The organism is Pseudomonas arvensis (assembly GCF_056688935.1).
This window is the reverse complement of sequence record NZ_CP162038.1, coordinates 4811743-4833414: the sequence shown is the minus strand read 5'-3', so window position 1 is coordinate 4833414 and position 21672 is coordinate 4811743. Positions and strand designations below refer to the sequence as shown.

The 21672-nt window shown below is 60.2% G+C and carries 27 protein-coding genes; 15 read left to right on the top strand and 12 right to left on the bottom strand.

Annotation, left to right across the window (positions count from 1 at the left end):
- Positions 1–88 precede the first annotated feature (88 nt).
- Positions 89–466, bottom strand: a complete 378-nt coding sequence (locus AB3G88_RS21885; protein ID WP_099585431.1) for a hypothetical protein — start codon at positions 464–466, stop codon at positions 89–91.
- Positions 467–665: 199 nt separating this feature from the next.
- Between AB3G88_RS21885 and AB3G88_RS21880 the strand changes: the two genes are divergently transcribed.
- From AB3G88_RS21880 to def, 3 genes are all read left to right on the top strand, one after another.
- On the top strand, positions 666–851 hold the full coding sequence (locus tag AB3G88_RS21880; protein ID WP_099585430.1) for a CsbD family protein: 186 nt from the start codon (positions 666–668) through the stop codon (positions 849–851).
- A 181-nt stretch (positions 852–1032) separates the two neighbouring features.
- A complete protein-coding gene (locus AB3G88_RS21875) occupies positions 1033–1989 on the top strand; it encodes a YihY/virulence factor BrkB family protein (protein ID WP_099585429.1) in 957 nt (318 codons plus the stop codon).
- Positions 1986–2525, top strand: a complete 540-nt coding sequence (gene def / locus AB3G88_RS21870; protein ID WP_099585428.1) for a peptide deformylase — start codon at positions 1986–1988, stop codon at positions 2523–2525. The genes AB3G88_RS21875 and def overlap by 4 nt, the downstream gene beginning before the upstream one ends.
- A gap of 18 nt (positions 2526–2543) precedes the next feature.
- On the opposite strand, the gene AB3G88_RS21865 is transcribed toward def, so the two are convergent.
- The 5 genes from AB3G88_RS21865 to gntR all read right to left on the bottom strand — a co-directional run bounded on the left by AB3G88_RS21865 (position 2544) and on the right by gntR (position 6121).
- Positions 2544–2981: a GNAT family N-acetyltransferase gene (locus AB3G88_RS21865; protein ID WP_400524190.1), complete on the bottom strand. Its 438-nt coding sequence runs from the start codon at positions 2979–2981 to the stop codon at positions 2544–2546.
- 269 nt (positions 2982–3250) lie between these two features.
- Positions 3251–3769 (bottom strand): hypothetical protein, encoded by a 519-nt coding sequence (locus AB3G88_RS21860; RefSeq protein ID WP_480451636.1) that lies wholly within the window; start codon positions 3767–3769, stop codon positions 3251–3253.
- A gap of 176 nt (positions 3770–3945) precedes the next feature.
- Positions 3946–4578 carry a glutathione S-transferase family protein gene (locus AB3G88_RS21855; protein WP_400524194.1) on the bottom strand — a complete coding sequence of 211 codons (633 nt, stop codon included), beginning with the start codon at positions 4576–4578 and terminating at the stop codon, positions 3946–3948.
- A gap of 92 nt (positions 4579–4670) precedes the next feature.
- On the bottom strand, positions 4671–4910 hold the full coding sequence (locus AB3G88_RS21850) for a DUF6124 family protein (protein WP_112196560.1): 240 nt from the start codon (positions 4908–4910) through the stop codon (positions 4671–4673).
- Between the two features lie 179 nt (positions 4911–5089).
- Positions 5090–6121 (bottom strand): HTH-type transcriptional regulator GntR, encoded by a 1032-nt coding sequence (gene gntR, locus AB3G88_RS21845; protein ID WP_400524652.1) that lies wholly within the window; start codon positions 6119–6121, stop codon positions 5090–5092.
- A gap of 212 nt (positions 6122–6333) precedes the next feature.
- Between gntR and AB3G88_RS21840 the strand changes: the two genes are divergently transcribed.
- Complete coding sequence (locus AB3G88_RS21840) at positions 6334–6867, top strand: gluconokinase (RefSeq protein ID WP_400524196.1); 534 nt, start codon at positions 6334–6336, stop codon at positions 6865–6867.
- A gap of 84 nt (positions 6868–6951) precedes the next feature.
- Complete coding sequence (locus AB3G88_RS21835; RefSeq protein ID WP_099585421.1) at positions 6952–8304, top strand: GntP family permease; 1353 nt, start codon at positions 6952–6954, stop codon at positions 8302–8304.
- Between the two features lie 75 nt (positions 8305–8379).
- Here AB3G88_RS21835 and alaC read toward each other — a convergent pair whose 3' ends face one another.
- The gene (gene alaC, locus AB3G88_RS21830) at positions 8380–9597 is read right to left on the bottom strand and encodes an alanine transaminase (protein WP_099585420.1); all 1218 of its coding nucleotides are present in this window, start codon (positions 9595–9597) and stop codon (positions 8380–8382) included.
- A gap of 195 nt (positions 9598–9792) precedes the next feature.
- On the opposite strand from alaC, the gene AB3G88_RS21825 reads away from it, so the two are divergent.
- Positions 9793–10275, top strand: coding sequence for a GyrI-like domain-containing protein (locus AB3G88_RS21825; RefSeq protein ID WP_480451633.1), 483 nt, complete (start codon positions 9793–9795; stop codon positions 10273–10275).
- 41 nt (positions 10276–10316) lie between these two features.
- On the opposite strand, the gene AB3G88_RS21820 is transcribed toward AB3G88_RS21825, so the two are convergent.
- Together AB3G88_RS21820 and AB3G88_RS21815 are read right to left on the bottom strand one after the other, a co-directional pair.
- Positions 10317–11486, bottom strand: coding sequence for a delta-60 repeat domain-containing protein (locus AB3G88_RS21820; RefSeq protein ID WP_480451631.1), 1170 nt, complete (start codon positions 11484–11486; stop codon positions 10317–10319).
- Positions 11487–11617: 131 nt separating this feature from the next.
- Positions 11618–12127 (bottom strand): GNAT family N-acetyltransferase, encoded by a 510-nt coding sequence (locus tag AB3G88_RS21815; protein WP_191960443.1) that lies wholly within the window; start codon positions 12125–12127, stop codon positions 11618–11620.
- A gap of 144 nt (positions 12128–12271) precedes the next feature.
- On the opposite strand from AB3G88_RS21815, the gene AB3G88_RS21810 reads away from it, so the two are divergent.
- Genes AB3G88_RS21810 through AB3G88_RS21795 form a run of 4 tightly spaced genes read left to right on the top strand, consistent with a single transcriptional unit; the run spans position 12272 to position 14796 of the window.
- On the top strand, positions 12272–12676 hold the full coding sequence (locus AB3G88_RS21810) for a YybH family protein (protein WP_099585417.1): 405 nt from the start codon (positions 12272–12274) through the stop codon (positions 12674–12676).
- Between the two features lie 41 nt (positions 12677–12717).
- The gene (locus tag AB3G88_RS21805; RefSeq protein WP_099585416.1) at positions 12718–13062 is read left to right on the top strand and encodes a YciI family protein; all 345 of its coding nucleotides are present in this window, start codon (positions 12718–12720) and stop codon (positions 13060–13062) included.
- A gap of 34 nt (positions 13063–13096) precedes the next feature.
- Positions 13097–13573 carry an SRPBCC family protein gene (locus AB3G88_RS21800; protein ID WP_400524203.1) on the top strand — a complete coding sequence of 159 codons (477 nt, stop codon included), beginning with the start codon at positions 13097–13099 and terminating at the stop codon, positions 13571–13573.
- Complete coding sequence (locus AB3G88_RS21795; RefSeq protein ID WP_480451628.1) at positions 13570–14796, top strand: RNA polymerase sigma factor; 1227 nt, start codon at positions 13570–13572, stop codon at positions 14794–14796. The genes AB3G88_RS21800 and AB3G88_RS21795 overlap by 4 nt, the downstream gene beginning before the upstream one ends.
- A 26-nt stretch (positions 14797–14822) precedes the next feature.
- Here AB3G88_RS21795 and AB3G88_RS21790 read toward each other — a convergent pair whose 3' ends face one another.
- Positions 14823–15677 (bottom strand): LysR family transcriptional regulator, encoded by an 855-nt coding sequence (locus AB3G88_RS21790; protein WP_158877286.1) that lies wholly within the window; start codon positions 15675–15677, stop codon positions 14823–14825.
- A gap of 88 nt (positions 15678–15765) precedes the next feature.
- On the opposite strand from AB3G88_RS21790, the gene AB3G88_RS21785 reads away from it, so the two are divergent.
- On the top strand, positions 15766–16278 hold the full coding sequence (locus tag AB3G88_RS21785; RefSeq protein WP_480451625.1) for a multidrug/biocide efflux PACE transporter: 513 nt from the start codon (positions 15766–15768) through the stop codon (positions 16276–16278).
- On the opposite strand, the gene AB3G88_RS21780 is transcribed toward AB3G88_RS21785, so the two are convergent.
- The gene (locus AB3G88_RS21780) at positions 16177–16935 is read right to left on the bottom strand and encodes an SDR family NAD(P)-dependent oxidoreductase (protein WP_480451623.1); all 759 of its coding nucleotides are present in this window, start codon (positions 16933–16935) and stop codon (positions 16177–16179) included. The genes AB3G88_RS21785 and AB3G88_RS21780 overlap by 102 nt on opposite strands.
- A gap of 108 nt (positions 16936–17043) precedes the next feature.
- On the opposite strand from AB3G88_RS21780, the gene AB3G88_RS21775 reads away from it, so the two are divergent.
- The gene (locus AB3G88_RS21775; RefSeq protein WP_400524211.1) at positions 17044–17940 is read left to right on the top strand and encodes a LysR family transcriptional regulator; all 897 of its coding nucleotides are present in this window, start codon (positions 17044–17046) and stop codon (positions 17938–17940) included.
- Here the strand turns inward: AB3G88_RS21775 and AB3G88_RS21770 are convergent.
- Positions 17937–18854 carry a LysR family transcriptional regulator gene (locus tag AB3G88_RS21770; RefSeq protein ID WP_099585409.1) on the bottom strand — a complete coding sequence of 306 codons (918 nt, stop codon included), beginning with the start codon at positions 18852–18854 and terminating at the stop codon, positions 17937–17939. The two genes, AB3G88_RS21775 and AB3G88_RS21770, sit on opposite strands and share 4 nt — an antisense overlap.
- 120 nt (positions 18855–18974) lie before the next feature.
- Here AB3G88_RS21770 and AB3G88_RS21765 point away from each other — a divergent pair, with 120 nt between their 5' ends.
- From AB3G88_RS21765 to AB3G88_RS21755, 3 genes are read left to right on the top strand one after another with little or no spacing between them, the layout of a single operon-like run.
- Positions 18975–19730 (top strand): 5-oxoprolinase subunit PxpA, encoded by a 756-nt coding sequence (locus AB3G88_RS21765; RefSeq protein WP_480451620.1) that lies wholly within the window; start codon positions 18975–18977, stop codon positions 19728–19730.
- 58 nt (positions 19731–19788) lie between these two features.
- On the top strand, positions 19789–20667 hold the full coding sequence (locus AB3G88_RS21760; protein WP_112196547.1) for a 5-oxoprolinase subunit B family protein: 879 nt from the start codon (positions 19789–19791) through the stop codon (positions 20665–20667).
- Complete coding sequence (locus tag AB3G88_RS21755) at positions 20664–21638, top strand: 5-oxoprolinase subunit C family protein (RefSeq protein ID WP_480451618.1); 975 nt, start codon at positions 20664–20666, stop codon at positions 21636–21638. The genes AB3G88_RS21760 and AB3G88_RS21755 overlap by 4 nt, the downstream gene beginning before the upstream one ends.
- The last annotated feature ends 34 nt before the right edge of the window (positions 21639–21672 follow it).

Genomic DNA, 21672 nt, shown 5'->3' with positions numbered 1-21672 from the left:
CTCCCGATAGCACTGGTTCAGTCAACACATACTGTGACTGACCCACCGCCATCGGGGGCAAGCCCCCTCCCACATGTTTAACCGTGTTTTACAGCGCGAAATGCGCGAAGCTCACGTTAGCGCCTGATGGGCGCACGTCTTTCAAGAACGAATCCTTGTCTGCGCTCAGCTCCAACGTAATCTCCGGCTTGCGCTTGCCCGCATTGCGCACCACCAATCCTTCGATGTGCTCGCGCAGAAACGCCGTCGGCACCTTCAGGTGCAGCAACTGGTCGGTCTCGGCGTTGTGCATCAACAGGTGGATCCACTCGTACTGGCCGACGGCAATGCGGCCCAGCGGCAGGTCGAACCACCAGATATTGCGCTTGCGGTCCAGGTCGGTGAAGTGGCAGTTGTTGACGCCGAGTACGGCACCGCCCAGTTCGGTATTTCTGCGGGCAATGGCCTGTGCTTTATTGAGTTTCATAACCTTCCTACGGGATCTGTTATCCAGCGTTATAGCCTGAATGTGCCGGGCATTCTCGTGGGTTGGCTCCCAAACATAAAGCCAAACCTGCCGCTTTCGACGAAATGCCCGCCGAAAATAATTGAAACTCTGCCGAAGGGCCCCGGGTCAATCTCTAGGTAATCACCAAAACCCTTGATTGTTCTTTCGGAGAAACACCATGAGCAGCACATCGGATAAGGCAAAAGGCTTGGCGAACGAAGCGGTCGGTAATATCAAGCAAGGCGTCGGCAAAGTCACCGGCAACGACAAGCTGCAAGCGGAAGGTGTGATCCAGGAAAAGAAAGGCGAAGTGCAGAAAGCGGTCGGCGATACCAAAGATGCGGTAAAAAAAGCCACCAAGTAAGCCTGCGTCACTGGCTGTGTTCCTACAGCCCGGCGGCCATCCACGGATGGCCGTTTTTGTATCTGACGATGCAACTAAACTTTCGTAATTGTTTCAAAGTCGCCAAATGGGCTACTTTGATGTAGAAAACGGCCCCTGAGTCGCCCACGAACTTAACCTTTTTGCGGCGAAAGGAGACGCTATGATCTTTCCGGTTCTCGATGGTCTCAAGCTGCACAAAGTGCTGATACGCACCGTCAAGGAATTCGTCGACGACGAAATGCCCACCTACGCCTCGGCACTGGCCTACCAGATGCTGTTCTCGCTGTTTCCCTTCCTGCTGTTCCTGATTGCCCTGATCGGTTTCCTGCACTTGCCCGACTTTTTCACCTGGCTGCGCCTTCAGTCGGAACTGGTGTTGCCGCCCCAGGCCCTGGAGCAGGTCAACCCGGTGATTGACCAGTTGCAGCAATCCAAGGGCGGCCTGCTGTCGGTGGGTATCGTGATTGCGCTGTGGACTGCTTCGGCGGGCGTGCGGCTGATGATGAGTGCGATGAACGCAGCCTACGACGTGGTGGAAGGCCGGCCGATCTGGAAGCGTTTTCCGCTGTCGATTTTCTACACCGTGGGCATCGCCGGCATGCTGCTGGCCGCTGCTGCCTTGATGGTGCTCGGCCCACAAGTGATGGAATGGGTGGCGGGGCAGATCGGCATGCAGGAGTTCGTGGTCACCTTGTGGACCATTCTGCGCTGGCCGCTGATTGTGATTTTGCTGATGTTCGCCGTGGCCCTGATGTATTACGTGATGCCCGACGTCGAACAGAAATTCCGCTTTATCACCCCAGGTTCGGTACTCGCGGTGGTGGTCTGGATCGTGGCCTCACTGGGCTTTGGCTATTACGTCAAAACCTTCGCCGACTACAACGCCATGTATGGCAGTATCGGTGCGATCATCGTGTTGCTGCTCTATTTCTACATTTCCGCCGCGGTGCTGCTGCTCGGTGCGGAGATGAATGCGGTGATCGAACACATGTCGGCCGAGGGCAAGGATCCTGGTGCAAAAGAGTTCGACGAACCCGGCCACACCGATGAAAAACAGCATGTCTCTGGCCTCGGCCGTGACCACTCCAAGCCCACTCCCGTTGAGCCTGATCAATGATCCGTGAAATCCTGAAAATGGGCGACGAGCGCCTGCTGCGTATCGCGCCACCGGTCCCGCCGGAGATGTTCGACAGCCCCGAGCTGTGGCAATTGATCGATGACATGTTCCAGACCATGGAACACGTCGGCGGCGTAGGCCTGGCAGCGCCGCAGATTGGCGTCGACCTGCAATTGGTGATCTTCGGTTTCGAAGCCAGCGAACGTTACCCGGACGCGCCGCCGGTGCCGCAGACCATCCTGATCAACCCGTTGATCACGCCCCTCAGCCCCGTGCTGGAAGAGGGTTACGAAGGTTGCCTGTCGGTGCCCGGCCTGCGCGGTGCGGTGGATCGTTACCAGCAGATCCGCTACGAGGGTTTCGATCCCAAGGGCGAGCCGATCGTGCGCATTGCCGACGGTTTTCATGCGCGGGTGGTGCAGCACGAGTGCGATCACCTGATTGGCCGGTTGTATCCGTCGCGGATTACCGACTTCAGCAAGTTCGGGTTTATCGAAGTGATGTTTCCCGACATGGACCCCACGGCTGACGACTAATCTCACTCTACCCGCCGATCACACATTATCCGAGGTCGACCTCACCAACGGTTCTAAGCCCATGGCAATCATCGGTTTGTTGCGCTTGTAACGCACCAGCCGTTCGCTGAGAGATTGGGGCAGGAGCGTGTCCTGGCTGAACCCCATGCGCTGATACAGGCGTTCCAGGTCTGGATGGCACAACAGCCATACTGTGCCTTCCACTTCCGTCACTGCTTGATGCACCAAGCGTGCCGCCAACCTCTGGCCGCGATACGCAGGCGCCACAAACACCCCCGTCAGCCACTGACCGCCTGTCACCGGCGTCAAGCACAAGCCGGCGACAATCTCGCCCTCGCGTACCACCCATAAACGTCCGCCTTTGAGCGCCTTCATCGACGAGTTGTGGCTGCGGTAAAACTTGTTCAGCAGCGGCCACAAAGGCTCTGCCAGCAGATCGATGGACAATTCAGTCATGGTGTTCAGACAGGCGTGATAAAGGGGCGGGGATTATAAACCCCTTCTGCCGGGTGATCGGTGTTATACCCAGTGCTACATCCCCTTTCAGTGGAGCACGCATCATGGCCAAAGGTATGGATTCAAAGAAAGCCGCGAAGAAAAAACCGGCAAAGACCGCCGATGAAAAACGCGCCGACAAGAAAACCAAGAAATCCGAGAGCGGTTTGTTTGGGCACTGATCACCGTCCAGCCCATGGATCTTCAGCGGCTTTTAACCCCTGTGCGGCTTAGATCGCTGCCAGGGTCTCTTTTACGCTCTGCGCCGGATCAGTCGCCTTCGCCGCTACCTGCTGCTCTTGCTGCTGCTTCAGCCGCTCGGTCACTTGCTTGGAAATCGCGTCCTGTTTTTCCTGGGACATGTTCTGTACGTCCGCCTCGGTCAAACCCTGCTCCTTGAGCAATTGCTCACGGATGCGCTCGGCCGGGGATTTGCTCATGTACTCAGTGAATTCCGAGCGCGCGCCAGTGGTGGACGTGGTGGCGGGCGTTTCGGTCGTGGAGGTAGTGGCGGTCGTGGAGGCTTGCAACTGCACACGAGTCTTGGCAAAGGCTTCGTCGATGCGGTCGCTGGCTTTGTCCAGTTCCTTCTGCGCGACGGGCACGGTCACACTTTGTTGTGCGGCTTGCACGGCGCCGCTGTACAGCGCGCTGGCGGCGGCGTTGGCGGCGGCGTTGGCGGGGTCCATGTCGGGGCGCTTGAGCTGTTGGACGGTCGATATAGCTTGGGTGTTGTTGTTAACCAGCATGATCGGTCACCTGGGAAAATAGACGGTGCGACAGCTGGAGCAAATAGTGTGCCGGGCGTAAAAGCCCAGGTTTTACTGGGGCTGGCCCAGCTGCAGCGGCAATGGCTGGCCCTCAACGGCCAGCCGTTGCCGCCTAAAGCGGGGGCGAATACATGCACAGCATCACGCGAATGTCCTCAGTTGTGACCGTCGAGGGCGAAGGTCTGGAAGCCCGAGCGCTGTCTGAGGCGTTCGTAGTACGCCGCGATGGCGGGGTAGGGTGGGCGTTCCATCGGGGTCATCTGCCAGCGGTGCACCGAGAGCCCGATAAGGATGTCGGCGAGGGTGAATTCGTCGCCGGCGACGTAGGCATTTGTGCGAATAAGCTGCTGTTCCAGCAGGCCCATCTTGTCGTTCCAGGCCTGTACGCCGGCGGCGAGGCGGTGCGGGTCCTGGTAGTCCGGGTGCTTGCGTACCAGCGCATGAAACGCATAGCCCCATGAAGGGTTGAGCTCGGTGGCCTGCCAGTCCATCCATTGCTCCACCCTGGCCCGTGGCGCGGGTTCGGCGGGCAAGAGGTCGTGGCGTTGGTAGAGGCTGACCAGGTAGCGGCAGATGGTGTTGGACTCCCACAACACGCCGTGGTCGTCGATCAATACCGGTATTTGCGCATTGGGGTTCAGGGCAAGGAATTCGGGGGATTGGGTGGGGGTGTAGCCGATGCCCCAATCTTCACGCACGTAGTCGATGCCCAGTTCGTGGCAGGTCCACAGGACTTTGCGCACATTGATCGACGAAGTACGGCCCAGAATCTTCAGTGAGTGTCCCATGGTGCTTCCCTTGCATTTGGAGAGCAGCCAATCTAGCAGGGGTCGCAATCGACGGCGATATTTCCAGGCGGGAGCGGTAAAAAATGCGGGTCTCAACAGCGCGGTGCGTGCTGGTCCATGGCCTTGCCAACCAGCAGGACCGAGAGCTCACTCAACTGATGAATAGCCAATGCCACATCACGCTGTTTTCCGCTGAGGTCATCGGACAGGTCAAGCAACAAGGTGCTGACCGAACATACGGTTTCGTAGCTGTTGATCAACAGTGTTTCGGTGGAGACATCGGGGATTACGGTGAAGAGCGTGCATGATGGTTTTTCGACGGCTTTCAGCATTTCAGTGCTCCTGGTCCAGGGAGTCCAAAGGTGGGCTTCTAAACCCGATCACCGAAACATTCAGCGACCGGTAAACCTTAGAGACCGCCACCCAGGTGCACAAGCCAGCTGATTCTGACGTAAGTGTAGGCAATCGGGCCTAGTGCTCACAGCAATGTCAGCCCGGTCCTACAAGCGTCCTACGTGCTTTCCCGCACCTGCAACTCAAACCCCATATCAACCACCGGCTTGGCGATCTTGTTGCCCGCCATGATCGTCAATAAATGCTCCGCCGCACGTCGACCAATCGCCTCACGTGGTGTGCTGATGCTGCTCAAGCGCGGCACCATAAAGGACGACGCGGGCAGGTCGTTGAAGCCCAGCACCGCCACGCGCTCTGGCACCTTGATGCCATGGCGCATGGCTTCGAGCAGCGCGCCCTGGGCCAAGTCATCGTTGCCGAAGAAAACTGCATCCACGTCCGGATGGGCAGCCAGCAACTGCAGGAACAACTCGCCGCCCAGGCCCACGGAGGAAGGACGCGGCGTCAGCAGTTCCAGCGCCGGGTCGTACATCCCCGCCTTTTGCAGGGCGCGGCGGAAGCCTTCGCCACGCAGCAGGGTGCGTTGGTCCAATTGTGCGCCGATGTAGGCCAGGCGCTTGCGGCCACGGGACAGCAAATGCGCCGCAGCTGTTTCGCCGGCGGCCAATTGCGAGAAGCCCACGCAGTTCACGCCTGCATTCGGGTCCAGATCCATCATATAAACGCAGGGCACATTGCTCGCCTCGACCATTCGTCGGGCGCTTTCGGTGCGGTCGAAACCAGTCAGCAGCAAACCCCGTGGCTGGTAGGCCATGTAGTTGCGCAGCAGGTTTTCTTCTTCATCGCGGGAATAGTGAGAGTTGCCGATCAGCACTTCGAAGCCCTTGGGCCGCAGCACCTGGTGGATGGCTTCGAGGGTTTCGATAAACAGCAGGTTGGACAACGACGGCACCAATACCACCACCGAATGGCTCTGGGCCGAGGCCAGGGCGCGGGCGGCGGGGTTGACCACGTAGTTGAGTTCGGCGGCGGCCTGCTGCACTTTTTCTACCAGTTCAACGGCCACGGTGCTGATGCCGCGCAGCGCGCGTGAAGCGGTAATCGGGCTGACGCCAGCCAGACGGGCGACTTCGTTGAGGGTCGGGCGACCCGTAGTGCGCGTATTTTTATCGTTCTTAGAGGTCATCAGGCGGCTTGCCAAACAAAAATCGAGGCACTAAGGTAGCGCTGTCTCCAAATGGCTGCAAATTATTGAATGCTGGGTTGCCTGATCCGGTTCAAATGATTGGAGCGGATGCACGCGTCACTCCATAAAAATGACAAGACGGCGCGGGAAAAGCCTGTTTTTGCACTAGCCTTACAGCGTGCAAAGGTAGCGCTATCTGCGTCCTGAGGTGTTTCATGAGTCAACCTGTTACTGCCCTGGTCATCATGGGTGTTGCCGGCTGTGGCAAGACCAGTGTCAGCGAGGCCCTGTGCCGGCTGAACGGCGCCACCGCGATTGAAGGCGACAGCTTTCACCCTGCCGCGAACATCGAAAAGATGAGCGCCGGCCACCCTCTCAACGACGACGACCGCGCCGGCTGGCTCGACATCCTGTGCGCTGAACTGCGCCGCTCGCTCAAAGCGGGTGAACATCCGGTGCTGACCTGTTCGGCGCTCAAGAAAAAATACCGCGACCACCTGCGCGAAGCCGCGCCGGGCCTGGGTTTCGTATTTCTTGAGCTGACCCGCGAAGTGGCCTCCGACCGTGTGTCCCATCGGCCCGGTCATTTCATGCCGGCAAGCTTGATCGACAGCCAGTTCGCCACCCTTGAATCGCCCAAGGGCGAGCCGCTGACCCTGGCTCTCAACGCCAGTGAAGACAGTGTCGAGAAACTGGCCGAGCAGACCAACGCCTGGTGGCTGCGACACGGTTTTGAACGAACTCAATAATTTTTTGCCGGAAAAGATAGCGCTATCCCCGGCGATAAATTGAATACCCGCTTTAATAACAACAACAAACAGGAGAGACCCCCCATGTTTGGCATGTCCCACGAGTCGTACCTGCTACTAGACGCAGTCGTCACTATCATCGGGTTGATCGTTCTGATCACCAAGTTCAAGGTCCACCCGTTCATCGCACTGATCATCGCGGCCGGTTTCCTCGGCCTGACCTCGGGCATGCCCGTGGACAAGATCATCAAGGCCTTCCAGGACGGTTTCGGCGGGGTGCTCGGCTTTGTCGGCATCATCCTCGCGCTGGGCACCATGCTCGGCAAGATGATGGCCGAGTCCGGCGGCGCCGATCAGATCGCCCAGACCCTGATCCGCGCCTTTGGCAAAGAGAAGGTCCAGTGGGCCATGATGTTCGCCGCGTTCCTGGTGGGCATCCCGCTGTTCTTCGAGATCGGTTTTGTACTGCTGATCCCGCTGGTGTTCATCGTGGCGCGCCGCACCGGCGTGTCGCTGATCAAGATCGGCATCCCGCTGCTCGCCGGCCTGTCGGCAGTGCACGGCCTGGTGCCGCCGCACCCTGGCCCGTTACTGGCCATTGGCGTGTTTGGCGCGGACATCGGCAAGACCATCCTGTACGGCCTGATCGTCGCACTGCCGACCGCCATTATCGCCGGCCCGATCTTCGGTACGTTTATCGCCAAGTACATTCCGGGCAACCCGTCCCAGGAACTGGTCGATCAACTGGCCCGCGAGACCGATAACAAGTCGCTGCCGAGCTTCAGCGTCACCCTGATCACCGTGCTGCTGCCGGTGTTCCTGATGCTGCTCAAAACCTTCGCCGACATCGCGTTTGCCGAAGGCAATGTGGTGCGCAACTGGATGGACATGATCGGTCACCCGATCAGTGCACTGCTGTTGGCGTTGCTGCTGTCGCTCTACACCTTTGGCACGCGCCAGGGCATCCACTCCAAGCAAATCCTCAAGCTGCTCGACGCCAGCCTCGCGCCGACCGCCGCAATCATCCTGATCATCGGTGCCGGTGGTGGCTTCAAGCAGATGCTGGTGACCAGCGGCGTGGGTGACGTGATCGGCCATATGGCGGTGAACGCGCAGATCAACCCGATCCTGCTGGCGTGGCTGGTGGCGGCGGTGATTCGTATTGCCACGGGTTCGGCGACGGTCGCCACCATCACGGGCGCGGGCATTGTGGTGCCGGTGGTGGGGATGATCCCAGGGGTCAACCGCGAGCTGCTGGTGTTGGCGACGGGGGCGGGTTCGTTGATCCTGTCGCACGTCAACGATGCAGGGTTCTGGCTGGTGAAGCAGTATTTCAACATGACCGTGGCCGAGACCTTCAAGACCTGGACGGCGATGGAGACCATCCTGTCGGTCGTGGCGCTGATCTTCATCATGTTGCTGTCGTTGGTGGTGTAAGCCACACCACCAGACAAATGTTGGAATGCAATCAAATGTGGGAGGGGGCAAGCCCCCTCCCACATTTTGATCGCGTCAAGCTACAGGTTTTTGCACCGCCCCATCCGCCCTGAACATCCCGCGAATCCCCCGCACCGCCTGGCGAATCCGGTCCTGGTTTTCGATCAGCGCAAAGCGCACATGGTCATCGCCATATTCGCCAAAACCAATCCCCGGCGACACACACACCTTCGCTTCCAGCAGCAGCTTCTTGGCAAATTCCAGCGAGCCCATGGCCGCGTACTGCTCGGGAATCTTCGCCCAGACGTACATCGACGCCTTGGGATTCTCCACCATCCAGCCCAATTCATGCAGGCCTTTGACCAGCACATTGCGGCGCTGGCGGTACTGCTCGGCGATGTCTTTCACGCACTGTTGATCGCCTTCCAGCGCAGCAATCGCCGCCACTTGCAGCGGGGTGAAGGTGCCGTAATCGTGGTAACTCTTGATCCGTGCCAAGGCGTTGACCAGTTCCGGGTTGCCGACCATGAAACCGATGCGCCAGCCGGCCATGTTGTAGCTCTTGGACAGGGTGAAAAACTCCACCGCAATGTCTTTGGCGCCGGGCACCTGCATGATCGACGGGGCTTTCCAGCCGTCGTAGACGATATCGGCGTAGGCCAAATCGTGGATCACCAGCACGTCGTACTGCTTGGCCAGCGCAATCACGCGCTCGAAGAAATCCAGTTCCACACACTGCGCGGTGGGGTTGGATGGGAAACCCAGAATCATCATCTTCGGCTTAGGGATCGAACCGCGAATCGCCCGTTCCAGCTCGGCGAAGAAGTCCACGCCCGGCACCAGCGGCACCGAACGCACTTGGGCGCCGGCAATCACCGCACCGTAGATGTGAATCGGGTAGCTCGGGTTGGGGACCAGCACGGTATCGCCTTGGTCCAGGGTGGCCAGCATCAAGTGCGCCAGGCCTTCCTTGGAACCGATGGTCACGATGGCTTCCGACTCGGGGTCGATGTCCACTTCATAACGGTCTTTGTACCAGCGCGAAATCGCCCGGCGCAGACGCGGAATGCCTTTGGACGTGGAGTAACCGTGAGTGTCTTCACGCTGGGCGACTTGTACGAGTTTCTCGACAATGTGCGGCGGCGTGGCGCCGTCTGGGTTGCCCATGCTCAAGTCGATGATGTCTTCGCCGCGCCGACGCGCAGCCATCTTCAGCTCGGCAGTGATATTGAAAACATAAGGGGGGAGTCGATCTATGCGCGCAAAGCGGCGCGGCGAACCTTGGTCGGCCATTGTTGCCTCGAAGTACGTAAGCGCCCGGAACCGTCCGAGCGACGTCGGCCACTGCGGTGGCCTGCGGGGCAGACAATACGACCCGTGATGGCCAGTTGTCCAGATGTGTAGGAAAATTTTCTGCGTGGAGCGAAGCCTGGATATGCCCCTATACTCGATGCGGGTTTGTTCCCTTATAAGAAGGAGACTGTTCGTATGGATCAGCAGACAAAACAACCGTTAGAGCCACGCATGGAAGCAGGCAAGGCGCTGGTAATCGCCGGGGTGAAGGGGCGTTATTCCAAGGCGACGGTGGGCGATATTCCCAGGTTGTGGGAACTGTTCGACACCTGCATCAAAGACATCAAAAAGCGTATCGGCGGGGTGACCTACGGCGTTTGCCATAACCCCCACCACGGCGAATTCGACTACATGGCCGGCGTGGAAGTCCCCGGCAAAAGCGACGTGCCGAGCAACTTCGAAGTGATCGAAATTCCACCGCTCAACTACGCCGTGTTCGCGCATTACGGCCCGGTGCAGGCGTTGGAACAGACCTACGAGCGCATCATGTTCGAGTGGTTGCCGCACTCGGGCTACAAGGTAATGGGGGCGGATTTCGAGCGCTACAGCGCGGATTTTGATGCGAGGAAAGGCACGGGAACAGTGGAGATCTGGCTGCCGGTAGGCCCCAAGGCCTGAAACAACACGACTGAGCTGCAGGGGCAGCTCAGTCGCAACCTTTACTGACTGAGCAGTCTCCCAATAAAGGATGATTGTTGAATGCTCAAAATACCGCTGCTTTGCAGGGTATCGCTGAAGGTTACCCACTCCACCAGGTTAATGTTGCTGGGTTCAGGCCTTCCGCCTGCGTTCCACGCCTCAGCAATGCCTTCCTGGCCGAAAGTGGTATCCAATGTACCAGTCGGGGTGTATCTGATCAGGTTGACCAGACTGCTGTTTGAGTTGCGGGCCAACACCACAATTTTTTCGTCGGGCTGCACCAGTACGCTGGCATAGCTACCATGACTGGTGTTGCTTTCCAGAGGTTTCCCTCCATTGAAGGGGGGATTCGGTTTGCCATTGGCGAGCAGAACCGCGACGAAGTTCACCAGGTGCGGAGTGCTGAAACTGCCACCCACCACAACAATCTGGCCATCTTGCCCTCCGGCCAGTGCAGCGACTTGTTTGTCCTCATTGTTTGTGAACTGCAATACGACCAGGCCATTACTACCAAAACGGCTGTTCAGTTCACCGTTATGCAGGAGCCCCACAATATGGGCCTTCTGCGCACTGGAACCCGCAGCAACAAAACCACTGTCGGTGACCAGCACGCTATCAAGGCGGGTATTACGTGCTTCAATCGGGCCATTATTTCCGAAGTTGCTTGGATGGCCGCTGCGGTCGAGTTGGTAAAAAAAACTGGTTTGACTGTCATTGAACACCGCAAGGATATGCCCAGTCGCTTGCACTGCTATGCCGCCTCTCATTACCAAATTCGGCTTGAACGATTTATCCAGCTTCGTTGTACCGTTATTGCCAAATGACTGGTCCACGTCGCCATTGTGCACATTGAATCGGGTAATGCATGCGGCGTGTTCGTCACCTTGAGCACTTAATAACAGGGGTTTTCCATCGGGCTGGAGGAGCAGGTCCACCAGAACGATGATGTCTGGGGCCAAGGTGCTCCACGCTCCGTAATTTATATCCGGCGTACCCGTGGGGGTGTATTTCCTGACTGAGATAAGTTTTGCTTCAACAGTGACAGTGATGCCCACCGTAAGGGTAGAACCATCGCTCAGGACACGTGACAACCCACCGGAGGATGTTGCGATTACCTGGCCTTCTTTGCCGAAATTAGGGTCTGGGGCGCCTGGGGTATTTATCTGTTTTTCGCTGGATGGGCTGCTCATGGCTGTTCTCCTTACGGGAAGTTGAGAGTCTCCACACCTGCTCCGGAAAACCTTGAGCGACAACGTTGGTGCTCCAGTAAAAAACAATGAACAGCACCTGTATAGCTGTGAATTCTAACAGTAGGCAGCGCTCAATCAGATGCCAGGTTTCCTTTGGCAAACGCCAGAATAAGCCGCCGCTCAAATCCAACCCGCGCTTTATACGCCTCCCCGTGGTCCTCCCATCCCGCGCCCAGATACAAGCCCATCGCCGCCACATTCTCCCTGTCCACCGACAACTCCAGCCCCTTGATCTGCGGCCACGCCTCAAGCGCTACCGCCGGCAGCGCCTGTAAACACGCTTTACCAAACCCCATGCCCTGCTGCCGCCGATCCACCTGCAGTGCATGCAGCGTGGCGCTGTGTTCATCCGCCCAATGGGGCAGGCAGGGCGGGCGTTTGAGCAAAAGGAAGGCGACCGGGATGTCATCGGCCAGCAGGGCAAAGCCTTTGACGCCGGGGCTGGGCTTGGCCAGCAGCGAATTGAGCGCGCAATACATGTCGCCGCAAAACGGCAGCTGCTCAGGGTGGACTTCGATGGCGCTGACTTGCTGTTGTTGCACGGCATTCAGCGCCTCATAGGCGACAAGACAGGTTTGCATCGGAACGTCCGAACGGCTGCAAATAAGGGCGCAGTCTATCGGGTTTACCGAAGGCGAAATTATTTTTCAGTGGGCTGTCGATTTGCTCCGAGCACTTTCGACTAAGGGTGTCTTCGATGATTTTTCCCCCCAAGGAGTATCGCCATGAGCACTGCAATCAATACCCTGATCGAACAATGGAAACAGGCCGTCATCGGTGCGGATATCGATAAAATTGTCAGCTTTTACGCCGACGATATCGTCTCGTTCGATGCCGTCACTGCCCTGCAATTCAAAGGCAAGGCGGCCTACCGCGCACACTGGGAGGAATGCATGAAGCATTGTCCTGGCCCCGGCATTTTCGAGTTCCACGAACTGCGCATTGTTGAGGCCCAGGACAGCGCCTTCGCCCACTGGCTGGCGCACTGCGGCGGTGCAGACAAGGCGTGCTGGATGCGCGTCACCGCAGGTTACCAGCGCTTCGGTGGCGAATGGAAAGTGGTGCATGAGCACTGGTCGGCCCCCTTCGACATGCAAAGCGGCACTGCGCTGTTCGACCTGAAACCTTGAGCGTCGCGAACTATAGTCAGTAGTCCAAAACGGAGAACGCCATGAAATACCTGTGCCTGATCTACAGCAACGAACAGGTGCTGCACACCTCGCCTGACAGCCCGGCCGACCCGGAGTGCCTTGCCTACGCCCAGTCGGTGCAGGCCAGTGGCCGCATGCTCGCCGCCGAGCCGCTGGAATCGGTGAGCACCGCCACCACGGTGCGCATGCGCAACGGCAAGCTGTCGATCACCGACGGGCCGTTTGCCGAAACCAAGGAGCAGCTCGCCGGGTTTTACCTGATCGAAGCCCGTGACTTGAACGACGCGATCCAGGTGGCCGGTGGCATTCCGGCCGCCAGGGTCGGTAGTGTCGAAGTACGCCCCGTGCGTGAATTGAATCTCTGACAACAACAAAACCACTACTCAGGAGGTTTATCCCATGTCCCAGCAACCTGCCGAATTTGAACTGTCCATCAGCCGCTTGATCGATGCCCCGCGCAGCCGGGTGTTCCGCGCCTGGACCGAGCCCGACTTGCTGCAACGATGGTGGGGCCCCCACGGCATGACCACCCCCGAGTGCGAAATGAACCTGTGGGTCGGCGGACTGTTTCGCACCCTGATGCGCGCACCGGATGGCAGTGAGTACCCGACCCAAGGCGTGTTCCTGGAGATCGACGCGCCCAATCGCCTGGTGTTCACCGATGCCTTCCTGCCGGGCTGGATCCCGTCGGGCAAGCCGTTCATGAGCGCCGAAGTGACCTTTGAAGAACAGGCCGGCAAAACCCTCTACACCGCCCGCGCCATGCATTGGAATGCCGAAGATAAACACGCCCACGAAGCCATGGGTTTCCATGATGGCTGGGGCCAGAGCCTGGACCGCTTAGTGCAACTGGTGACCAAAGAGATGCGTGATTGACGCCGCAGATCGAGGCGATCTACCGCAGCGAATCGCGGCGTGTGCTCGCCACCCTGATCCGCCTGCTCGGCGATTTCGACCTCGCCGAAGAAGCCTTGCACGAGGCGTTCTTCGTCGCGGTCGAGCGCTGGCCGCACGACGGCGTGCCGAGCCATCCACGGGCCTGGCTGGTGTCGACCGGGCGCTTCAAGGCCATCGACCGCCTGCGCCGCCAGGCACGGTTTACCCCGTTATTGCAGGCGCAGGCCGACGCATTGGAGGCCGCTGATTGGAGCGATGAGGATGTGGAAGACGACCGCCTGCGCCTGATCTTTACCTGCTGTCACCCGGCGCTGGCTGCCGATGCCCAGGCGGCGCTGACCTTGCGTGAGATCTGCGACCTCACCACCGAGGAAATCGCCCGGGCTTTCCTGGCCACGCCCGCCACCATTGCCCAGCGCATCGTGCGGGCCAAGGGCAAGATCCGTGAGGCCAGAATTCCCTATCAAGTGCCATCACTGGCCGAATTGCCCGAGCGCCTCGACAGCGTGCTGCGGGTGATCTACCTGGTATTCAACGAGGGCTATTCGGCGTCCATCGGCGCAGACCTCACCCGCGAGGACTTAACCCGCGAAGCCATTCGCCTGGCCCGCTTGCTCATGGAGTTGCTGCCCGAGCCGGAAGTGAAGGGCCTGCTGGCGCTGATGCTGCTGCACCAATCGCGTCGGGCGGCGCGCACCTCGGCCAGCGGCGAACTGGTGTTGCTGGAGAAACAGGATCGTTCCCTGTGGGACAAGTCCTTGATCGCTGAAGGCTGCACGCTGGTGGAACAGGCGCTTACCACACAACGCTTTGGGCCGTATTGCCTGCAAGCCGCGATTGCCGCAGTGCATGCCGAAGCGCCGAGCGCCGGGGCGACCGATTGGCCGCAGATTGTCGGGCTCTACGACGTATTGCTCAGGGCGTGGCCGTCGCCGGTGATTGAGCTCAACCGTGCCGTTGCCGTAGCCATGCGCGATGGCCCGCTGGCGGGATTACAGCAGGTGGAGGCGATTCTGGCGCGGGGCGAGTTGCTGGATTACCACCTCGCGCATTCGGCGCGGGGCGAGTTTTGTCGGCGCTTGGGGCGGGGCGAGGACGCGCGCGTCGCCTACGAAAAAGCCCTGTCCCTGACCCAGCAGATCCCCGAAAAACGCTTCCTCGAAAGCCGCCTGGCTGAACTCGAATCTTCCTCCCGGCATTAATCTCCAGTGTCGCCAGGGCGGGTTGGTCACTCCAGCATCTTGCCCAACAACCAACTCCCCGCCGGCCCCGGTGGGTGGTGGCGTGACCACAGTGCATCGACGGCCACCGAGCGCGGCCAACCACGCGCTTTGAGCTCCACCAACTGGCCTGCGTCAAACCGCTCTACCAGCCAGCGCGGCAGGGGCGCCCAGCCGAAACCCAGCTGCGCCATCTCCATCAGCATCAGGTAACTGGGGGCTGACCACACGCGGCCGCTGGCGCGGGTTTCATTTGGGTTGATGATGCTGGCCAGGCGCAGCTCCCGGTGTTGCTGCAAGGTATCGGCGGGAATGCTGTCCAGTCGGGCCAACGGGTGGCTGGGCGCCACATACAGCGCGATTTCGGTGCGCTCTTCCACCGGTGCGCCGGTGAGGTCGGGCGGATAGGTGTCTTGTTGTTCGATAAACGCAATCTGCGCCCGGCCGCTCTGTACCAGGGCGATCAAGTCTTCGCATTCGGCAATCAGGCATTCAAGTTCAAGGTCCGGGTAGCGCTCGTCGAACGACCGCAGGGCGATCTCGAAGCGGTCCGACTGGTAGGTATCGGACATGGCGATGGTCAGCTTCGGCTCCAAGCCTTGAGCCAACTGGCTCGCCGCCAGCTCCAGGCGGCTGCTGGCCTCCAGCACCTGCTCGGCCCGTTGCAGCAATACGTGGCCGGCCTGGGTCAGCGTCGGCTTGCGGCTGCTGCGATCAAACAGCACCACATCCAAGTCAATCTCCAGGCTGGCGACTGCCGCACTGACTGTGGATTGGCTTTTGCCCAGCTTGCGCGCCGCCGCCGAAAACGAGCCTTGGGTGGCCGCCTGGACAAACGCCTGCAGCACTTCATTGGAGGCCATGACTATCGCCTTGATCGATGGTTATTGGTTATGAAGTATCGAGTCAAAGGGTAATGATGGCAACCATCCTCACTCACGGAGACGGCTCATGAGCCCTACCAAATCCCTCACCGAACGCGTTTGCCAGGCCATTGGTTTCGAGGCCCTGGCGTTGTTGATCTGCACCCCGCTGCTGGCGTGGATTATGGACAAACCCGCCCTGGAAATGGGCATGGTCACCCTGGCGATCAGCCTGATGGCGTTGACCTGGAACGTGATCTTCAACGGCCTGTTCGACCGCCTCAAGGCACGCCTGCAACTGGCCAACAACGGCTGGACCCGCGTGCTGCACGCGCTGATGTTTGAAGGAGGCCTGATCCTGGTGTGCGTCCCGCTGATTGCGGCGTGGCTGAATATCAGCCTGATGCAGGCGTTTATCCTCGACATAGGTGTGCTGCTGTTCTTCCTGCCGTACACCTATGTGTATCACTGGGGCTATGACGTATTGCGCGACAAGCTCCTACAGAAACATACCGCCCGACGCCTCGATGCGTTGCCCGGTGATCCACTGGCTGCCGTCTGCCAGCAGGCTGGCAATCGCACCACCGATATCGTCCGGTAAACCGGCGCGGCCCAGGGCGGTGTTGTTCGCGACCATCGCGTTGAGGTTGGCGTTGTCACGCACGGCGCCGCCGCCGAAGTCGGTTTCAATCGCACCCGGGGCCAGGATGTTGACGCTGATCCCGCGCCCACCCAGCTCTTTGGCCTGGTAGCGGGTCAGCACTTCCATCGCGCCTTTCATCGCCGCGTAGGCGGCATAGCCAGGCAGGCTGAAACGCGCCAGGCCACTGGAGATATTGAGGATGCGGCCGCCGTCACGGATCAACGGCAACAGCTTCTGCGTCAGGAAAAACGGGCCCTTGAATTGGATCGCCACCAGTTGGTCGAACTGGGCTTCGGTGGTCTCGGCAAAACTGGCGTGAATGCCAATCCCGGCGTTGTTGATCAGAAAGTCGAAGTGTTCCCGTGCGAAAACATCCTTGAGCACGCCGGCAACGTCGCCGACAAAACCTTCGAACGTCGCGCTTTGGCTTACGTCCAGTTGCAGCATGGCGGCGCGGCCACCCAATTGTTCGATGTCGGCCACCAATGCCTGCGCCTCGTCGGCCTTGCTGTGATAAGTGCCAATGATGTCCACGCCTTGCGCCGCCAGGTGCAAAGCGGCGTTTCTACCCAAGCCACGGCTGGCACCGGTGATCAATGCGATTTTACGGGTCATGGTGCAGTCCTCTTCAGATGTGAGCGTGGGATTGAGTGTATTTGTCCGCCGCTAACGTGATAAACAGGGCTGAGCCGGAATCACTGGCCGGATAAGGCGAACAATCCCATGAACAAACTTGAACTGCTGCGCACCTTCGTGCGGGTCACCGAACTGTCGAGTTTCACCCAGGCGGGCGAGAGCCTGGGGCTGCCGCGCTCCACCGTGTCCGAGCATGTGCAGGCGTTGGAAGAACTGCTCGGCGCGCGCCTGTTGCAGCGCACCACACGCAAGGTGCAGGCGACCCAGGACGGGCGTGTGTTGTACGAGCGCAGCAAGGATCTGCTCGCGCACATGGAGGAGCTGGAAGGGCTGTTTCGTCAGGACGAAGCGCAACTGAGCGGGCGCGTCCGCGTCGATATGCCCAACGTGATGGCACGTGACCTGATACTGCCGCGCCTGCCGCAGTTCATGGACGCACACCCGTTGATCGAGCTGGAAATCAGCACCACCGACCGTCAGGTGGACCTGCTCGCTGAAGGCTTCGATTGCGTATTGCGCGTGGGCGCGCAGCCCGACCAGACGGTGGTGGCGCGGTTGCTGTGCAGCATGCCGATGATCAACTGCGTGAGCGCCACCTACCTGCAACGTTTTGGTGTGCCGCAGACATTGGCCGACCTGGCCGACCACCATCTAGTGCACTACGTGCGGCCGTTGGGTTCGCGCTCTGCGGGGTTCGAATACCAGCAGGGCAACAAGGTGCAGCGCATTCCCATGGCTGGGCGGATCACGGTCAACAGCACCGATGGCTACAAGTCAGCGTGCCTGGGTGGCTTCGGGATTATCCAGGTACCGGCCCTGGGCATGGGCGATGAGTTGGCCAGCGGTGAGTTGGTCGCGATACTGCCGGACTACCCGGCACCGTCGCTGGATGTGTCGCTGCTTTACGCGGGGCAACGGCATTTACCGTTGCGGGTGCGCGTGTTTATGGATTGGCTGGCGGATACGTTGCAGTCACAGCTTTAACGCCTTGCCGACAACTGCTGCGGTGCCAGGAATGCATCGTGAAAGTAATCCCGGAACGCCTGCATCGCCGGCGTAAATGCCCGCTCGCGGTGCCATGCCAGGCCGACACTCATGGGCGTGACCGGGTCGGTGACCGTCAGGGTTTCGATGCGCTTGCCTTCCAGTGACCAAGGGCGGTGCACCAGGTCCGACAGAATCGCCACGCCGCTGCCATTGGCGACCATGCTGCGCACCGCTTCCACCGAGCTGGTGCGCAGCCGCACCTTGGGCGCTTGCCCGGCCTGCTCCCAGTAGCGCATGGCGCTGTGTTCGGCTTCATCGACGGTCAGCAGAATGTAGGGTTCCTGGGCCACATCGGCCAGGCTCACGGCGCCGCGTTCGCACAACGGATGATGGCTGGGCAGCCACAGGCGACGTTCCGAGTTGAACAGAATCTCGGAAACGATCGCGGGGTGAGTCAGGTTGGCGGTAAGCACCACGGCCATGTCGAACTGGCCGTCGAGCAGGCCTTGCTCGATGGCCTGGCGCTCCTGCTCGAACACCTCGATGGTCACGTCCGGGTGCCAGTGCTCCATGCGCTGCAAGTGATGGGGCAGGAAGTAACCGAGCACCGTGTAACTGGCCGCCACCCGCAGCACACCGCTGGCGCGGTAGTCGGGCAATGGGCTGTTCAGCGCATCGTCCACACTGCGCGCAATCACATAGGCGCGGTTGAGAAAGTGCCGCCCGGCGTCGGTCAGGTTCATGCCCTGGGCCGAGCGCACAAACAGCTGCACGCCGAGCATCGCTTCCAGCTCCTTGATCGCCGTAGTCACCGCTGACTGGGAGATATTCAGGTGGAGCGCCGCCTGGGAAATCTGGCCGATCTCGGCGGTGGCGACGAAGTAGCGGATTTGGCGCAAGGTGAGGGACATCTGCCTCTCCAATACCTAGGGTTATCTGATTTTCAGAAGATAGGGCATCTGATAATAGATCTTCCCAAGGGGTCAAGCGCCAGCCTACTTTTCAGCATGACCTTTTGCGGAGCGACCCCGATGCAGGCAGTGGATTTCAATTCGGACATGGGCGAAGGCTTCGGGCCCTGGACCATCGGTGATGGCGTCGACGCCGAGCTGATGGCCTACATCAGCTCGGCCAATATCGCCACCGGCTTCCACGCCGGCGACCCTGGCACCATGCGCCGCACCGTCGAGCGCGCCAAGCAATTGGGCGTGGCTATCGGTGCCCATCCGGGCTTTCGTGACCTGGTGGGTTTTGGCCGTCGGCATATCAATGCACCGGCCCAGGAACTGGTGGACGACATGCTCTACCAACTCGGCGCCCTGCGGGAAATCGCCCGCGCCCAACGTGTGAAGCTGCAACATATCAAGCCCCATGGCGCGCTCTACATGCACCTGGCCCGCGACGAAGAAGCCGCCCGATTGCTGGTGCAAAACCTGCAACTCATCGAGCCAACGCTGTTGCTCTACTGCATGCCCAACTCGGTGATCTGGCGGGTGGCCAAGGAACTGGGGCAACCGGTGGTGCGCGAATTTTATGCTGATCGTGAGTACGACCTGACGGGCTCCATCGTGTTTACGCGCAATGTGCGTGCACTGGATCCTGCGACGGTGGCGGCACGTGTCCTGCGTGCGTGTCAGACCGGACTGGTACGAACCGTGGAAGGCGAAGACCTGTTTATCGAGTTCGATTCCATCTGCCTGCACAGCGACACGCCCGGTGCGCTGGAGCTGGTGGAAGCTACCCGTGAAGCGCTGGATCGAGCGGGCATTGAAGTCAAAACCCCCTAATAAGATCGACCCATCAATTTTTGCCTGCCTTTCTACAATGATTCCAAGAGGAACAGACATGGCTGAAACGTCCCCCATCCGCTACAGCTTCGGCGGTGATGAGCACCTGTTTGCCGAGGTCAGCGACAGCATGTCGTTGGAGGCCTTTTTCAAGGGCATGGCGGTGACTCGTGCGGTGGAGCGCCTGGCGCTGGAAGGCGTGCTGGATGTGTGCCTGGCCAACGCCTCGTTCCAGATTCGCTTCGACCCCGACCGCATTGCGCCCCACGCCTTGCTGGATGCCGTACAAAGCGCCGAAGCCCAGGCCGTGGCCGAACGCACCTTGCACACGCGCATCGTCGAGATCCCGGTGTTGTACAACGACCCCTGGACCCACGAAACCCTGATGCGTTTTCGCGACCGCCATCAAGACCCCAGCGGCACCGATCTGGAGTACGCCGCGCGCATCAATGGCCTGGCGGATGTGGACGCGTTTATCGCTGCCCACAGCGGCGCGCCGTGGTTTGTGTCGATGGTCGGGTTTGTCGCGGGCCTGCCATTCATGTTCCAGATGGTCGAACGTGAACGGCAGTTGCAGGTGCCCAAATACCTGCGCCCGCGCACCGACACGCCGAAACTCACCCTCGGCCACGGCGGCTGCTTTGGCTGTATCTACTCGGTGCGCGGCGCGGGCGGTTACCAGATGTTCGGTGTGACCCCGGCGCCGATCTACGACCCGGCGCAGCAGTTGGCCTACCTCAAGGAGCACATGGTGTTCTTCCGCCCCGGCGACATCGTGCAGTTCAAGCCTATAGAACGTGATGCCTACGACCAGGCCGTTGCCGAGGTGGACGCAGGACGTTTCGACCTGCGCATCCGCCCGGTGGAATTTTCCCTCGACGCCTTTCTCGCCGACCCGGTTGGCTATCCGAAAACCCTGCAGGAGGCGCTGGCATGATCAAAGTCCTCAAACCCGGCCTCGCCACCTCCGTGCAGGACCTTGGCCGCGAAGGCTATTACCACTTGGGCATCCCGCCGTCGGGCGCACTGGACCAGTACGCGCTCAGCGCGGCCAACCATCTGGTGGGCAATCCGGTTGGTGCGGCGGGCCTGGAGTGCACGTTGATCGGGCCTGAATTGGCGTTCCAGCAGGACGCGTTGGTAGCGCTCAGCGGCGCCCTCATGTCGCCGCGCCTGGACGGTGAAGTGGTGCATCAGGACACCGCGTTCCAGGTGCGTGCCGGGCAAGTGCTGCGTTTCGAATTCCCCAAGGCCGGCGCGCGGACATACCTGGCGGTGGCCGGCGGCATTGATGTACCGGCGGTGCTTGGCAGTCGCTCCACTTACACCCTCGGCGCGCTCGGTGGGTTTCACGGTCGGCGCTTGCAGGAGGGCGATGAGCTGCCTATCGGCAAGGCGTGTGGGCAGGGAAGGGCAGGCAACAGTCTGCCCATGGCCTTGCGCCGCTCGGTGGGCGGCGATATCACCCTGCGCGTCGTGCCTGGCCTGTATTACGAGCGTCTGACCGCAGCCGCCAAAAGCAGCTTTTTTGCCGAGCCCTGGACCGTGGGCTCCGAAGCGGACCGCATCGGCTATCGCTTCAAGGGTGGCAGCGCGTTGAGTTTTGAACCAAGGGAACAGCCGTTTGGCGCGGGCTCGGATCCGTCGAATATCGTCGACAGTTGCTACCCCATCGGCTCGATCCAGGTGCCGGCGGGGTTGGAGCCGATTGTGCTGCATCGGGACGCCGTGTCGGGCGGTGGCTACGCGATGATCGGCACGGTGATCAGTGCGGATCTGGATTTGATCGGGCAGATGCAACCGAACCAGCGGGCGGGGTTTGTGGCGGTGACGCTGGAGGAGGCCCTGGAGGCGCGGCGTATCTACAAGAAGCGGCTGAAGGCGATGGCTGGTTTGTTCGCAGGCTGAAAATGTGGGAGGGGCTTGCCCCTCCCACATCTGG

Excerpts from the sequence above, each read along its gene's own strand:
- AB3G88_RS21820 (WP_480451631.1), bottom strand. The coding sequence starts at position 11,486 with ATGAGCAGCCCATCCAGCGAAAAACAGATAAATACCCCAGGCGCCCCA.
- AB3G88_RS21755 (WP_480451618.1), top strand. The coding sequence starts at position 20,664 with ATGATCAAAGTCCTCAAACCCGGCCTCGCCACCTCCGTGCAGGACCTT.
- AB3G88_RS21865 (WP_400524190.1), bottom strand. The coding sequence starts at position 2,981 with ATGACTGAATTGTCCATCGATCTGCTGGCAGAGCCTTTGTGGCCGCTG.
- AB3G88_RS21835 (WP_099585421.1), top strand. The coding sequence starts at position 6,952 with ATGTTTGGCATGTCCCACGAGTCGTACCTGCTACTAGACGCAGTCGTC.
- AB3G88_RS21815 (WP_191960443.1), bottom strand. The coding sequence starts at position 12,127 with ATGCAAACCTGTCTTGTCGCCTATGAGGCGCTGAATGCCGTGCAACAA.
- AB3G88_RS21760 (WP_112196547.1), top strand. The coding sequence starts at position 19,789 with ATGGCTGAAACGTCCCCCATCCGCTACAGCTTCGGCGGTGATGAGCAC.
- AB3G88_RS21770 (WP_099585409.1), bottom strand. The coding sequence starts at position 18,854 with ATGTCCCTCACCTTGCGCCAAATCCGCTACTTCGTCGCCACCGCCGAG.
- AB3G88_RS21855 (WP_400524194.1), bottom strand. The coding sequence starts at position 4,578 with ATGGGACACTCACTGAAGATTCTGGGCCGTACTTCGTCGATCAATGTG.
- AB3G88_RS21785 (WP_480451625.1), top strand. The coding sequence starts at position 15,766 with ATGAGCCCTACCAAATCCCTCACCGAACGCGTTTGCCAGGCCATTGGT.
- AB3G88_RS21825 (WP_480451633.1), top strand. The coding sequence starts at position 9,793 with ATGGATCAGCAGACAAAACAACCGTTAGAGCCACGCATGGAAGCAGGC.
- AB3G88_RS21790 (WP_158877286.1), bottom strand. The coding sequence starts at position 15,677 with ATGGCCTCCAATGAAGTGCTGCAGGCGTTTGTCCAGGCGGCCACCCAA.
- AB3G88_RS21880 (WP_099585430.1), top strand. The coding sequence starts at position 666 with ATGAGCAGCACATCGGATAAGGCAAAAGGCTTGGCGAACGAAGCGGTC.
- AB3G88_RS21875 (WP_099585429.1), top strand. The coding sequence starts at position 1,033 with ATGATCTTTCCGGTTCTCGATGGTCTCAAGCTGCACAAAGTGCTGATA.
- AB3G88_RS21810 (WP_099585417.1), top strand. The coding sequence starts at position 12,272 with ATGAGCACTGCAATCAATACCCTGATCGAACAATGGAAACAGGCCGTC.
- AB3G88_RS21860 (WP_480451636.1), bottom strand. The coding sequence starts at position 3,769 with ATGCTGGTTAACAACAACACCCAAGCTATATCGACCGTCCAACAGCTC.
- AB3G88_RS21765 (WP_480451620.1), top strand. The coding sequence starts at position 18,975 with ATGCAGGCAGTGGATTTCAATTCGGACATGGGCGAAGGCTTCGGGCCC.
- AB3G88_RS21850 (WP_112196560.1), bottom strand. The coding sequence starts at position 4,910 with ATGCTGAAAGCCGTCGAAAAACCATCATGCACGCTCTTCACCGTAATC.
- AB3G88_RS21800 (WP_400524203.1), top strand. The coding sequence starts at position 13,097 with ATGTCCCAGCAACCTGCCGAATTTGAACTGTCCATCAGCCGCTTGATC.
- def (WP_099585428.1), top strand. The coding sequence starts at position 1,986 with ATGATCCGTGAAATCCTGAAAATGGGCGACGAGCGCCTGCTGCGTATC.
- AB3G88_RS21885 (WP_099585431.1), bottom strand. The coding sequence starts at position 466 with ATGAAACTCAATAAAGCACAGGCCATTGCCCGCAGAAATACCGAACTG.
- alaC (WP_099585420.1), bottom strand. The coding sequence starts at position 9,597 with ATGGCCGACCAAGGTTCGCCGCGCCGCTTTGCGCGCATAGATCGACTC.
- AB3G88_RS21805 (WP_099585416.1), top strand. The coding sequence starts at position 12,718 with ATGAAATACCTGTGCCTGATCTACAGCAACGAACAGGTGCTGCACACC.
- AB3G88_RS21840 (WP_400524196.1), top strand. The coding sequence starts at position 6,334 with ATGAGTCAACCTGTTACTGCCCTGGTCATCATGGGTGTTGCCGGCTGT.
- AB3G88_RS21775 (WP_400524211.1), top strand. The coding sequence starts at position 17,044 with ATGAACAAACTTGAACTGCTGCGCACCTTCGTGCGGGTCACCGAACTG.
- AB3G88_RS21780 (WP_480451623.1), bottom strand. The coding sequence starts at position 16,935 with ATGACCCGTAAAATCGCATTGATCACCGGTGCCAGCCGTGGCTTGGGT.